13 protein-coding genes are annotated in these 12,117 nt (G+C 59.7%); 11 read left to right on the top strand and 2 right to left on the bottom strand.

Annotated features, from left to right (window positions below; translation table 11 throughout):
* Nucleotides 1-145: 145 nt before the first annotated feature.
* Nucleotides 146-1,171: a ferrochelatase gene (gene hemH / locus K0F75_RS18975; RefSeq protein WP_219063500.1), complete on the bottom strand. Its 1,026-nt coding sequence runs from the start codon at nucleotides 1,169-1,171 to the stop codon at nucleotides 146-148.
* Nucleotides 1,172-1,184: 13 nt separating this feature from the next.
* Nucleotides 1,185-2,087 carry a TIGR01777 family oxidoreductase gene (locus K0F75_RS18970; RefSeq protein WP_219063499.1) on the bottom strand — a complete coding sequence of 301 codons (903 nt, stop codon included), beginning with the start codon at nucleotides 2,085-2,087 and terminating at the stop codon, nucleotides 1,185-1,187.
* 272 nt (nucleotides 2,088-2,359) lie between these two features.
* On the opposite strand from K0F75_RS18970, the gene K0F75_RS18965 reads away from it, so the two are divergent.
* The 11 genes from K0F75_RS18965 (at nucleotide 2,360) to K0F75_RS18915 (ending at nucleotide 12,098) form a co-directional block, all read left to right on the top strand.
* A complete protein-coding gene (locus tag K0F75_RS18965) occupies nucleotides 2,360-3,346 on the top strand; it encodes an NAD(P)/FAD-dependent oxidoreductase (RefSeq protein WP_219063498.1) in 987 nt (328 codons plus the stop codon).
* Complete coding sequence (locus K0F75_RS18960) at nucleotides 3,343-3,558, top strand: TIGR02450 family Trp-rich protein (RefSeq protein ID WP_219063497.1); 216 nt, start codon at nucleotides 3,343-3,345, stop codon at nucleotides 3,556-3,558. Before K0F75_RS18965 ends, K0F75_RS18960 begins: the two co-directional genes overlap by 4 nt.
* Before the next feature lie 173 nt (nucleotides 3,559-3,731).
* Entirely contained in the window at nucleotides 3,732-4,697 is a 966-nt protein-coding gene (locus K0F75_RS18955; RefSeq protein WP_219063496.1) for a DUF523 and DUF1722 domain-containing protein, read from the top strand.
* A gap of 3 nt (nucleotides 4,698-4,700) precedes the next feature.
* On the top strand, nucleotides 4,701-5,651 hold the full coding sequence (locus K0F75_RS18950; RefSeq protein WP_219063495.1) for a MerR family transcriptional regulator: 951 nt from the start codon (nucleotides 4,701-4,703) through the stop codon (nucleotides 5,649-5,651).
* A 9-nt stretch (nucleotides 5,652-5,660) separates the two neighbouring features.
* Entirely contained in the window at nucleotides 5,661-7,106 is a 1,446-nt protein-coding gene (gene phrB, locus K0F75_RS18945; protein WP_219063494.1) for a deoxyribodipyrimidine photo-lyase, read from the top strand.
* Nucleotides 7,099-7,521, top strand: coding sequence for a nuclear transport factor 2 family protein (locus K0F75_RS18940; RefSeq protein WP_219063493.1), 423 nt, complete (start codon nucleotides 7,099-7,101; stop codon nucleotides 7,519-7,521). Before phrB ends, K0F75_RS18940 begins: the two co-directional genes overlap by 8 nt.
* Nucleotides 7,518-8,306, top strand: coding sequence for an SDR family oxidoreductase (locus K0F75_RS18935; RefSeq protein ID WP_219063492.1), 789 nt, complete (start codon nucleotides 7,518-7,520; stop codon nucleotides 8,304-8,306). Before K0F75_RS18940 ends, K0F75_RS18935 begins: the two co-directional genes overlap by 4 nt.
* Nucleotides 8,303-9,550, top strand: a complete 1,248-nt coding sequence (locus K0F75_RS18930; protein ID WP_219063491.1) for an NAD(P)/FAD-dependent oxidoreductase — start codon at nucleotides 8,303-8,305, stop codon at nucleotides 9,548-9,550. The genes K0F75_RS18935 and K0F75_RS18930 overlap by 4 nt, the downstream gene beginning before the upstream one ends.
* Complete coding sequence (locus K0F75_RS18925; protein ID WP_219063490.1) at nucleotides 9,547-10,347, top strand: DUF1365 domain-containing protein; 801 nt, start codon at nucleotides 9,547-9,549, stop codon at nucleotides 10,345-10,347. The genes K0F75_RS18930 and K0F75_RS18925 overlap by 4 nt, the downstream gene beginning before the upstream one ends.
* Nucleotides 10,334-11,596, top strand: coding sequence for a cyclopropane-fatty-acyl-phospholipid synthase family protein (locus K0F75_RS18920; RefSeq protein ID WP_219063489.1), 1,263 nt, complete (start codon nucleotides 10,334-10,336; stop codon nucleotides 11,594-11,596). Before K0F75_RS18925 ends, K0F75_RS18920 begins: the two co-directional genes overlap by 14 nt.
* Nucleotides 11,589-12,098 (top strand): DUF2878 domain-containing protein, encoded by a 510-nt coding sequence (locus K0F75_RS18915; RefSeq protein WP_219063488.1) that lies wholly within the window; start codon nucleotides 11,589-11,591, stop codon nucleotides 12,096-12,098. Before K0F75_RS18920 ends, K0F75_RS18915 begins: the two co-directional genes overlap by 8 nt.
* Nucleotides 12,099-12,117: the final 19 nt, after the last annotated feature.

Here is a 12,117-nt window from a genome sequence, read left to right as displayed (position 1 = left end):
CGGAGTATTTGAACCTTATCTAACGCTTTCGCCGCGGGACGCATAGTTGCAAGCCTCCCACGGGAATTCAGAGTGAACCAAACACCCAGTTTGCTGCGCGACAGCGCGGCGTCGAAGACGGAGCCCACCCCACATATCTCGCCAATCAAAGCATCAACGGCGCACGCTCACACAGCGCATTCAGCGCCGCTGCCCAATTCGGGTCATCATTGAGACAAGGGATCAGGACCAAGTCGTCGCCACCGGCTTCGCGAAATTGCTCGCGGCCACGATCACCGATTTCTTCCAGGGTCTCGATGCAGTCAGCGACAAACGCCGGGCACATCACCAGGATCTTTTTGACCCCCTGCTGCGCCAAGGCTTCAAGTCGTGCCTCCGTGTACGGTTCGATCCACTTGGCCCGGCCCAGCCGTGACTGAAACGACACCGACCATTTGCCTTCGGGCAAGCCCAAACGCTCAGCGAACAGCGCCGCCGTGCGCAGGCATTGAGCGCGATAGCATGTGGCAAGCACTTCCGCAGACGCCATCTGGCAGCAATCAGAACCCTTGAAACAATGATTGCCGGTCGGATCAAGCTTGTGCAAATGCCGCTCTGGCAGGCCGTGGAAGCTCAGCAGCAGATGGTCATGTTCCTGCTGCAGATGCGGCCGGACATGCTCCGCCAGCGCATCAATGTATTCGGGTTGGTCGTAAAAGGGTTGCAGCACCGAAAACTGTAGTTTCAGGTGTTTCGCCCGCACGACCCGCTTTGCCTCTTCGATCACCGTGGTCACGGTGCTGTCGGCAAACTGCGGGTACAGCGGCGCCAGCGTCACCTTCTGAATACCTTGGGCCGCCAGGCGCGTGAGCATCGTCTCGATTGACGGCTCGCCATACCGCATCGCCAGCTCGACCGGACCTTGGGTCCACTCCTTGACCATGGCTTTTTGCAAACGCTGACTCAGCACCACCAGCGGCGAACCTTCGTCCCACCAGATCGAAGCGTAGGCATGCGCCGACTGCTCGGGACGCTTGACCAGGATCAGTGACACCAGCAAGCGCCGAATGGGCCAAGCCAGGTCAATAACATAGGGGTCCATCAAAAATTGATTCAGGTAGCTGCGGACATCCGCCACCTTGGTCGACGCCGGTGAACCCAGATTGACCAGCAACAGCGCGTGATCGGTCATGCAACATCCTATTTCAGTGGCGACCCAGTAAATTATCCAGGGCCGCGTGCAGATCAGTGAATTGGAAAGTGAAACCTGCCGCTTGCAATCGACCTGGTTGCGCGCGCTGACCACCCAGCAACATCTCGGACATTTCGCCCATCAGCACGCGCAACACAGGGGCCGGCAATGGCATGAACGCTGGACGGTGCAGCACGTCAGCCAGCGTCTTGGCGAATTCGCGATTACGCACAGGGTGTGGCGCGCAGGCATTATAAGGACCTCGGGCGTCAGGCTGGTTCAACAGAAAATCAATCAGCGCAACTTGATCGCGCAAATGAATCCACGACATCCATTGCCGGCCATTGCCGATGGGGCCGCCCAGACCGAGTTTGAACGGCAGCAACAGGCGCTGCAAAAAGCCACCAGGATTGGCCAACACCAACCCCGTGCGCACAATCACCACACGGATGCCCAACTCCTCCGCACGTTGCGCGGTCTCTTCCCAGCTTTCGCACAACTGGCTGGCAAAATCGCGGATGACTGGCTGCGCGTCTTCGTCCAGCTCACGCTCGCCACCATCGCCATACCAACCCACCGCCGAGCCAGAAATCAACACCTGAGGTTTTTGTTCACGCCGCTCCAGCCACGCGAGCAGCTGTTCGGTGAGGCCGATGCGACTGCTCAACAGCAGTAACTTGCGCTTGCGGGTCCAGGGCCTGTCGGCAATCGGCTCGCCTGCCAGATTGATCACCGCATCAACCGGTTCGGCCCCCAACTCGTCAAGACGCGCAATGCCGCGGACCGAATCGCCGCAGAGTTTACCGACCTCTCCAGGCCTTCGACTCCAGACGGTGAGCTGATGACCTTGAGCCCGCCAGTGCTTGCAGAGTTGACGTCCTATCAAACCAGTACCGCCGGTCAGCAATATGTGCATGACATCTCCCTCGCGTGGCGTTCGTCGCAAATCGTTAGTCTATTAATTACAGCCCGGCGCTTTTACTCGCCGCCGTTGACCTAACAATAGGCTACCCCTGAAAGCGGTGACGCTGCATGACCCGTTCGGGTAGTTGAAAGAACCCATCAGGGCGCCAGACTCAAGCTGTCGAGCCGTACGATCAGCATGAGGCAGCAAGTTATACCAAAAAACAATATTGTACAGGTTTTAACTACGGCGTAGTCTGTACGGACAAGGTAAACGAGGCCCCTATGACTGTACCCATCGCAATCATCGGCACCGGCATCGCCGGACTCTCCGCCGCCCAAGCCCTGCACGCCGCCGGGCATGCGGTTCATCTTTTCGATAAAAGCCACGGCAGTGGCGGCCGAATGTCCAGCAAGCGCAGCGATGCAGGCTCTCTGGATCTGGGCGCGCAGTATTTCACTGCTCGCGACCGCCGCTTCGTCGACGCGGTGCAGCAATGGCAAACCAAAGGCCACGTCGCTGAATGGAAGCCATTGCTCTACAACTACCACGCAGGCAAGCTCAGTCCGTCGCCGGATGAACAAGTGCGCTGGGTCGGTACCCCGCGCATGAGCGCGATTACCCGAGCGATGCGCGGCGATCTGCCGGTCACCTTCTCTTGCCGGATCACTGAAGTCTTTCGCGGCGAAGAACACTGGAATCTGCAGGACGCCGACGGCATTACCTACGGCCCCTTCAGCCACGTGGTCATCGCCACGCCCGCACCGCAAGCGACAACCTTGCTGGCCGCCGCGCCGAAACTCGCTGGCGTCGCTGCCGGTGTGCAGATGGAGCCGACCTGGGCCGTGGCACTGGCGTTCGACACCCCCCTGCAAACCCCGATGGAGGGCTGCTTCGTGCAGGACAGCGCGCTTGACTGGCTGGCCCGCAACCGTAGCAAACCGGGACGTGACAGCGCACTCGACACCTGGGTTTTGCATGCCACCAGCGCCTGGAGCAAGCAGCACCTGGACATGCCCAAGGAAGCCGTGATCGAACAATTGCACGGAGCTTTCGCTGAACTGGTCGGCTGCGCCATGCCCGCCCCCGCGTTCACGCTGGCACACCGCTGGCTGTACGCACGCCCGGCAACCGCCCACGAATGGGGCGCATTGTCCGACTCGGATCTGGGCTTGTATGTGTGTGGCGACTGGTGCCTGTCAGGCCGTGTCGAAGGTGCATGGCTCAGCGGTCAAGAGGCTGCGCGCCGACTGATCGAGCATCTGGAATGAACCGCTTCAATCCGCGTAAATTGCTGCTGTCCAAGTGGACAGCAGCCCATCCTCAACACCGTGAAAAGCATTTTCTGGTCACCGAACTGTTCTGCGACGAAGAAGGCAACGTCCTGGATATCGAATTACAAGCCGTGCTCACCCAGCGCAGTGAACGCTTTCCCTGGCAAACCCTGCAAAACACTGAAGCCTGGTGTCTCGGCTGGAAATAGCGTCGCGCCGAACACCTCTCCTAACCCTTACCTGACCTCGTCACGGAAGCCCTCTTTCTGCCAATCCGTGACAATTCCTGTACAAATAATTTGACTTGTACAAGCGCGAACCTATGATGGACCTAAGTTGTACAGAAAACAGTATCTGTACAAGTCCAGCTCAGAGGTTCGTTATGACCAGCACCCCCGCCATCCACAAACCGAAGCTCGGCGTCAGCGCCTGCCTGATGGGCGTCGAAGTGCGTTTTAACGGCGGCCACAAAGAGTCGCACCTGTGTACCCGCAGCCTGAATGAGCATTTCGACTTCGTACCGGCCTGCCCGGAAGTGGCCATCGGCATGGGCATTCCCCGCGAAGCCATTCGCCTGATCGGTGACCCCGCTAATCCACAGGCGGTCGGCAGCGTGCACAGCGAATTGAACGTGACCCAGGCGCTGGCAGATTACGGCACGCACATGGCGACCGAAATGGACGACATCTGCGGCTACATCTTTATGCAAAAGTCCCCCTCATGCGGTCTGGAGCGGGTCAAGGTCTACCAGGACAACGGCGTACCGGCAACGGACGGCGGTCGTGGGATTTATGCCCAGGCTTTTTGCGCTCGGCACCCGAATCTGCCGGTGGAAGAAGACGGTCGCCTCAATGACCCGGTGCTGCGAGAAAACTTCATCACCCGCGTGTTTGCCTACGCCGACTGGCAAGCCTTGCTGCGCAACGGACTGACCCGTCGCGGGCTGACCGAATTCCACTCGCGCTACAAATACCAACTGATGGCCAACCACCCGGCGCAGTACAGGGTGTTGGGGAAAATGCTCGGTTCCATGGCCAAAGCCGATCCGAATGAAGTCGGCCCGCGCTACTTCAGCGCGTTGATGAGCGCGCTGAAAAAATGCGCCACCCGTGGCACCCACACCAATGTCTTGCAGCACCTCAACGGCTATTTCAAAAAAACCATGAGTCCTGGGGACAGCCAGGAAATGCAGCGCCTGATTGCTCAATACCGCCGAGGCATCGTGCCGCTGGTGGTGCCCTTGACCTTGCTCAAGCATCACTTGCGCCAGAACCCCGACCCGTACGTGGCCCAGCAGATTTACCTGCAACCGCACCCGGAAAATCTCAGCCTGCGAAATGCGATCTAACCCATGAACGATTCTAGCTGCGATGCACTCGACGATGCCCCGGAATCCGGGCCCGATGCCTACGCATTGGCGCTGGAACAGGGCTGGTTGCCGATCCGCGAAGTCGCCCGGCAAACCGGGGTCAACGCCGTCACCCTGCGCGCATGGGAACGGCGCTACGGACTGGTGGTGCCACAGCGCACGCCCAAAGGCCATCGCCTGTATTCGGCCGAGCATGTGCAACGCATCCTGACGATCCTGACGTGGCTCAACCGGGGCGTCTCGGTCAGCCAGGTCAAACACCTGCTCGACTCTCAACAGCCGGTCGCGAACAACCCTGAAAACGACTGGGACACGTTGCGCCAGGCGTTGATGCAGGCGATCAGCCAACTGGACGAACGCAAGGTTGACGAAACCGTCAATCAGGCCATGGCGCTGTACCCGCCTCGCACCCTTTGCGAGCAGCTTTTGCTGCCGTTGCTGGCAGAGCTGGAACAGCGCTGGCAGGGACAGTTCGGCGCGCAGCTGGAGCGCGTGTTTTTTTACTCGTGGCTGCGCAGCAAGCTGGGGGCACGGATCTACTACAACAACCGCCAACTCAGCGGCGCTCCTCTGTTACTGGTCAATCAGTCCGACCTGCCATTGGAACCGCACCTGTGGCTGACTGCCTGGCTGATCAGCAGCGCCGATTGCCCGGTGCAGGTCTTCGATTGGCCGCTGCCGAACGGCGAGTTGGCGCTCGCGGTGGAGTACCTGCAGGCCCGCGCCCTGCTGCTGTATTCCAGCAAGGCACTGAACCTCAGCCAATTGCCCAAGCTTTTGAGCAACATCGCCTGCCCCAAGCTGCTGACCGGACCCACGGTATGCATCCACTTTGCCGAGCTGTCCGTATCTACCACTGAGATCGACGGATTGACCCTCGCCGAAGATCCCCTGTCAGCCCAAGCCGCGCTGCACCAACTCGGGCTCATCTAAGGAACGACCATGCAACTGATTTGGCTGCGCAGCGACCTGCGCCTGCATGACAACACTGCCTTGACCGCCGCCATGGAGCGCGGCCCGACGGTGGCGGTGTACCTGATCAGCCCTGGGCAGTGGCAGGCCCATGACGATGCCGCCTGCAAGGTCGACTTCTGGTTGCGCAACCTGGTTGAGCTGGGTAACGCGCTGGGCGCACTGAATGTGCCGCTGTTGATCCGCCATGCCGACACCTGGGATCAGGCGCCCAAGGTGCTGCTCGATCTGTGCAAAGAGCACACCATCGAGGGCCTGCACCTCAATGACGAATACGGCATCAATGAAACGAATCGGGATCGCGCCGTCACCGAAGCCCTGGAGCAGGCCGGGATTAATGTCTACCGCTACCTGGATCAGTTGCTGTTCAAGCCCGGCAGCGTCCTGACCAAAGCCGGTAGTTATTTCCAGGTCTTCAGTCAGTTCCGCAGAGTCTGCTATTCGCGTCTGCACGAAGCCATGCCGCGCCTGGTCCACGCACCTGAAGCGCAACACAGGCTGAGCATCCACAGTGATGCCGTGCCGCACCATGTCGAGGGTTTCGCCCCACCGACAGAGGCGTTGCGCACGCTTTGGCCCGCAGGAGAAGACGAGGCGCGTCGGCGTCTTGACGCCTTCACCGAGGAACAGATCGGTTACTACCAGAGCGAACGGGACTTTCCGGCAAAACCGGGCACCAGCCAGCTGTCTGCGTACCTTGTTGCCGGGGTGATATCTCCCCGCCAGTGCCTGCACGCCGCGCTGATGAGCAACCACGGCGAATTCGAGACCGGCAACGTCGGCTGCGTCACCTGGATCAACGAACTGCTCTGGCGTGAATTTTACAAACATACCTTGGTCGGCTCTCCACGGGTTTCCCGGCACCGCGCCTTTCGCCCGGAAACCGAAGCAGTGCCGTGGCGCGACGCGCCTGAAGAATTGGCGGCGTGGCAAGAAGCCCGCACCGGCCTGCCCATTATTGATGCCGCCATGCGCCAACTGCTGGAAACAGGCTGGATGCACAACCGGCTAAGGATGGTCGTCGCCATGTTCCTGACCAAAAACCTGCTGATCGATTGGCGCCTGGGTGAGCGGTTTTTCATGCAGCACTTGATTGACGGTGATCTGGCGGCAAACAACGGCGGCTGGCAATGGAGTTCGTCCACGGGTACCGACTCGGCGCCCTATTTCCGGATTTTCAACCCCCTCAGTCAGTCGGAGAGATTCGACGGTGAAGGTCGCTTCATCAAGCGCTGGCTGCCCGAACTGGGGAATCTGAACAAAAAAGATATCCACAACCCGGCGACCATGGGCGGTCTGTTCGGCGTGGGCGACTATCCGAAACCCATGGTTGATTTGAGAGCAAGCCGCGAGCGTGCACTGGCTGCCTTTAAAGGCCTGCCGCATAGGCAGCCTGTGGGTGGCGGCTATGAGTGACTTTCTGCGCCAGTTTGCCCAGCGCTTTGCCGCACTGGATAAGCACAACCTGGATCGGCTTGGCGAGCTGTACAGCGACGACGTGGTGTTTACCGACCCCTTGCATGCCGTTCATGGCCTCAAGGATGTACGTCGGTATTTCAGCGAGCTGTATACCAACGTCAACCAACTGCGCTTCGATTTCTATGCGTTCGATCAAATAGGCGAAGGCAAAGGCTACCTGCGCTGGACCATGAGTTTTTGTCACCCGCGATTAAATGCCGGTCAGCTGATCCGGGTTGAGGGCTGCTCACACTTGCTGTGGCACGACAAGGTTTACCAGCACCGCGACTTCTTCGACGCTGGCGCCCTGCTCTATGAGCACGTGCCGGTCATGGGACAAGCCATCGCCTGGCTAAAAAGGAGACTGGTATGACGCATCCTGACGCACGACGTATCTGGCTGACCGGCGCCAGCAGTGGCATCGGTCTGGCGCTGGCCGAAGAACTGCTCAAGTCTGGCCACCGACTGGCCCTGACTGCCCGCACGCTGGGGCCGCTAGAGGCCCTTGATGCACGTTACCCACGACAGGTTCTGCTGGCGCCCGGCGACATCACCGACAGCGAACAGGTCAAAGCCATCGGCGAGCGCATTGGTCAGGTATGGGGTTCCGTGGATACCGTGATCCTGAATGCTGGCACCTGTGAATATGTCGACTGCAAACAGTTCGATGCCGCCGTGATCGAGCGCGTGGTGCGGACCAATCTGCTGGCCAGCAGTTACTGCGTCCAGGAAGCGCTGCCACTGCTGCGCGAGGGTAGAAAACCGCACCTCGTGGCCGTCTCTAGTTCAGTGACCTATCTGGCACTGTCCCGCGCGGAAGCCTACGGCGCTTCCAAGGCAGGCCTGCGTTATCTGTTCGAAGCCTTGCGCATTGACCTGGCCCACGAAGGCATCGACGTGACCCTCGTCAGCCCAGGCTTTGTCGACACACCACTGACCGCCCAAAACGATTTCCCCATGCCCATGCGCTGGCCCGTGGACAAGGCCGCCCGGCACATTGCCGAGCGCCTTCAACGCCCGCGTCGGCCCTTGGAGATCGCCTTCCCTGCTGCATTCATTTTCACCCTGCGCCTACTGGCACTACTGCCCACACGCCTGCAGCTCGCGCTTGGCAAATGCATGGTTCGCTCATCGAGCACGGAGAGGAACACCCCATGAAAGTCGCGATCATTGGCAGTGGCATCGCGGGGCTGACCACCGCGTACTTACTCAATCGCAACCATGAGATCAGTGTGTTTGAAGCGGCTGACTGGATTGGTGGCCACACCCATACCGTGGACGTGACCGTCAACGGCCAACAGCACGCCATTGATACCGGCTTCATCGTGTTCAACGACTGGACCTACCCGAATTTCATTCGCTTGCTGACCACGCTGGGCGTGACCTTCAAGGCCACGGAAATGAGCTTTTCGGTGTGCGACCCTGTTTCGGGCACCGAGTACAACGGCAATACCCTCAATAGCCTGTTTGCCCAGCGCAGCAACCTCTGTTCGCCCTCGTTCTGGGGGATGTTGCGCGACATCCTGCGCTTCAACCGCGAAGCGCTGAACGATCTGTACAGCCAGCGTATTGCCGCCGATACAACTCTCGGCGACTACCTGAAAACCGGGGGTTACGGGCAACGTTTCACCGAGCATTACATCGTGCCAATGGGGGCTGCGATCTGGTCGATGTCATTGGCCGACATGCTCTCGTTTCCCCTGCAATTTTTTGTTCGGTTCTTCAAGAATCACGGCCTGCTCTCTGTCAGTAACCGGCCGCAGTGGTGTGTGGTCGAAGGCGGATCAAGCCGTTACATCGAACCCATGACCGCCTCGTTTCGCGAAAAAATTCGCCTCAACTGCCCTGTGACCCGAGTCGAGCGCGATGACGAAGGTGTGATGATCCACAGCGCAGCGGGCAGCGAGCGTTTTGACAAGGTGGTATTTGCCTGCCACAGCGATCAAGCCCTGCGTCTGCTGGCACAACCGAGCCTGGCCGAACAGGACATCCTCGGCGCCCTGCCCTACGCCGACAATGATGTGGTGCTGCACACCGATATCCAGTTGTTGCCCAAGCGTCCGTTGGCCTGGGCCAGCTGGAACTACCGCCTGGGCAATGCTGGCCAGCACCTCGCGGCCGTGACATACGACATGAACATCCTGCAAGGGATCGACAGCGACACCCGGTTTTGCGTGAGCCTGAACCAGACCGCCGCCATCGACCCGAGCAAGATCCTCGCTCGCTACCGCTATGCGCACCCGCAATACAGCCTGGCCGCCGTTGCGGCGCAAGCGCGCTGGGAAGAACTGCATGGCGACAAACACACCTATTATTGCGGCGCTTACTGGGCCAACGGCTTTCATGAAGATGGCGTGGTCAGTGGCCTGCGAGTGGCCCAGGCCTTCGGTGAATCGCTGTGAACAGCGCCCTGTACAGCGGCTGGATCGCCCATCGGCGGTTTTCGCCCAAACCCCATGACTTCCGTTATCGGATCGGCCTGCTGTATCTGGACCTGGACGAACAAGACGCAGTGCTTGGCCTGTCACCTCTGGCCGGCAGCAGCCGTTTTGCGCCGTTTTCGTTTCGCCAAAGCGACTACCTGCACGCCTACACCGGGCGCGGCGTGCCCCTGATCGATGCAGTGCGTGAGCTGGTCGGTGCCGCCCTGGGCCACACACCCCAAGGCTCGATTTGCCTGCTGACCCAAGCCCGCAGTTGGGGCCTGGCCTTCAACCCGGTGAGTTTTTTTTATTGCCACGAGAGCGACGGCCGACTGGCCGCGATCCTCTGCGAGGTCAGTAATACGCCGTGGCGCGAGCGTTATCACTACATCCTGCCGGCCAACGGAACAGGCCATCAGCACTTCGCGGTGGCCAAGGCCTTCCACGTTTCGCCGTTTCTGCCACGCGATCTGGAATACCGCATGAGCTTCAGCCCGCCGACCGAAAAGCTCGGCGTGCACATGGCCGACTGGCAGGGCGAGTTCAAGGTGTTTGACGCCACGCTCAACCTGCAACGCCAGGCCCTGAACCGCGCCAGCCTGCATCGTCATTTGCTCGAATTTCCGTGGATGACCGCCAAAACCTGCCTGGCGATCTATTGGCAAGCGTTGCGCCTGCTGATCAAACGAATGCCGATTTTCTCTCATCAGGCCGCCGACGGCGCCTACCGCATTGCCGCCGTGCAACCCAAGGAATCTCGCCATGAAAAGCAGTAGCGTATCGGCCAGCTTGAGCACCAACAGCCTCACAGCGGGTATTCTGCGGCGCGGCGTATTGCGCCAGCTTGCCCGATTGCAGCGCGGGCAACTGGTGGTCATCGAGGGCGACGAGCGTCAGGTATTCGGCGCGACCGGTGCCGTACAGCAAGCGCAGATCCATATTCTCGACCCAGCCGCCTGGGGCATGATCGCCAGCAACGGCTCGATCGGCGCGGGTGAGGCGTTTATCCACGGTTACTGGAGCACGCCCGACCTGACCACGGTGATCAGGGTCTTCGTCAGCAACATGGAAGTCCTCGACGCCATGGAGGGTGGTCTGGCCAAACTGGGGCGACCCTTCATTCAGGCCCTGCATTGGCTCAATCGCAATACGCGCAAAGGGTCGCAGAAAAACATCGAGGCCCACTATGACCTCGGCAATGAGCTGTTCGAACAGTTCCTCGACCCGACCATGATGTATTCCGCGGCGCAGTTCCTCAGTCCAGATGACACCCTGGAACAGGCGCAACTGAACAAACTGGAGCGTATCTGTCAGAAACTCGACCTCAAACCCACCGATCATTTACTGGAAATCGGCACGGGCTGGGGCAGCATGGCCATTTATGCGGCGCAATATTACGGCTGTAAAGTCACCACCACCACCCTGTCAAAAGAGCAATTCGCTTACACCGAGAAGCGCATTGCCAAGATGGGCTTAAAGGACCAGGTGACCCTGCTGCTCAAGGACTACCGCGACCTGACCGGCCAATACGACAAACTGGTGTCCATTGAAATGATCGAAGCGGTGGGCCATCGGTTTTTACCCACCTATTTCAAACAGTGCGCGCAACTGCTGAAAAACAATGGGCTGATGCTGCTGCAAGCGATCACCATCCGCGAGCAACGTTACGAGCAAGCCAAAAATAGCGTCGATTTTATCCAGCGCTACATTTTCCCCGGCGGCGCTTTACCGTCGGTGCAACGGATGCTGGAGATCGTCGGCCGTGACACCGACATGAACATGCTGCACATGGAGGATTTCGGCCTGCACTACGCGCGAACCCTGCGCCTGTGGCACGACAACTTTCGTCACGCCCACGGCTACTTGACGGAGTTGGGCTACGACGATTACTTCCTGCGGCTGTGGGAGTTTTACCTGTGCTACTGCGAAGGTGGCTTCCTTGAACGGACCATCGGTACAGCGCAATTACTGCTGGCCAAACCCGACGCGCTGCCGCAACCGTTACTCGGGCGTTTCGATGCGTAAACAGCTGGCCAACGCGCTGCTGTTCCAGATTGGCTGGTTCGCCTGCGTACTGGGCGGTAACAGCCTGTGGTTGCTGATCGCGGCGGGCGTGTTGTGCGTGCATCTGCTGTGGATAAGTTCATGGCAGACGGAAGGTAAACTGCTGATCAGCGTGACGCTGGTCGGCACCTTGCTCGACAGTGCCTTGCAGGCGCTGGGTGTATTTGGTTTCGACAGTGGCGGGCCGTTAATCCCGCTGTGGTTGATCCTGTTATGGGCCGTGTTGGCGACCACGCTCAATCACTGCCTGGCCTGGACCGCCAAACCCTGGTGGCGCGCCAGCCTGCTCGGCGCCGTCGGCGGACCGCTGTCGTACTGCGCAGGTTCGCAGATGGCGGGGGTTCATTTGCCATTGGGGGTGTGGCCCAGCCTGTTGTTGCTGGGGCTGATCTGGGCCGTTTTGTTTCCGTTGCTGCAAGGTCTGGCACACTTTCTGCGCCTGACACGCAGCCTTCGCGAATAAATGCAGTCCCACGCAGGCG

Source organism: Pseudomonas sp. UMAB-08 (assembly GCF_900095225.1).
Lineage (GTDB): Bacteria > Pseudomonadota > Gammaproteobacteria > Pseudomonadales > Pseudomonadaceae > Aquipseudomonas.
This window is presented reverse-complemented; position numbering and strand designations above follow the sequence as displayed.

Bases quoted from the DNA above. Each gene is read 5' to 3' on its own strand.
- phrB (WP_219063494.1), top strand. From the start codon at position 5,661: ATGCAACTGATTTGGCTGCGCAGCGACCTGCGCCTGCATGACAACACT.
- K0F75_RS18970 (WP_219063499.1), bottom strand. From the start codon at position 2,087: ATGCACATATTGCTGACCGGCGGTACTGGTTTGATAGGACGTCAACTC.
- K0F75_RS18940 (WP_219063493.1), top strand. From the start codon at position 7,099: ATGAGTGACTTTCTGCGCCAGTTTGCCCAGCGCTTTGCCGCACTGGAT.
- K0F75_RS18915 (WP_219063488.1), top strand. From the start codon at position 11,589: ATGCGTAAACAGCTGGCCAACGCGCTGCTGTTCCAGATTGGCTGGTTC.
- K0F75_RS18950 (WP_219063495.1), top strand. From the start codon at position 4,701: ATGAACGATTCTAGCTGCGATGCACTCGACGATGCCCCGGAATCCGGG.
- K0F75_RS18965 (WP_219063498.1), top strand. From the start codon at position 2,360: ATGACTGTACCCATCGCAATCATCGGCACCGGCATCGCCGGACTCTCC.
- K0F75_RS18955 (WP_219063496.1), top strand. From the start codon at position 3,732: ATGACCAGCACCCCCGCCATCCACAAACCGAAGCTCGGCGTCAGCGCC.
- K0F75_RS18960 (WP_219063497.1), top strand. From the start codon at position 3,343: ATGAACCGCTTCAATCCGCGTAAATTGCTGCTGTCCAAGTGGACAGCA.
- K0F75_RS18935 (WP_219063492.1), top strand. From the start codon at position 7,518: ATGACGCATCCTGACGCACGACGTATCTGGCTGACCGGCGCCAGCAGT.
- hemH (WP_219063500.1), bottom strand. From the start codon at position 1,171: ATGACCGATCACGCGCTGTTGCTGGTCAATCTGGGTTCACCGGCGTCG.
- K0F75_RS18920 (WP_219063489.1), top strand. From the start codon at position 10,334: ATGAAAAGCAGTAGCGTATCGGCCAGCTTGAGCACCAACAGCCTCACA.
- K0F75_RS18930 (WP_219063491.1), top strand. From the start codon at position 8,303: ATGAAAGTCGCGATCATTGGCAGTGGCATCGCGGGGCTGACCACCGCG.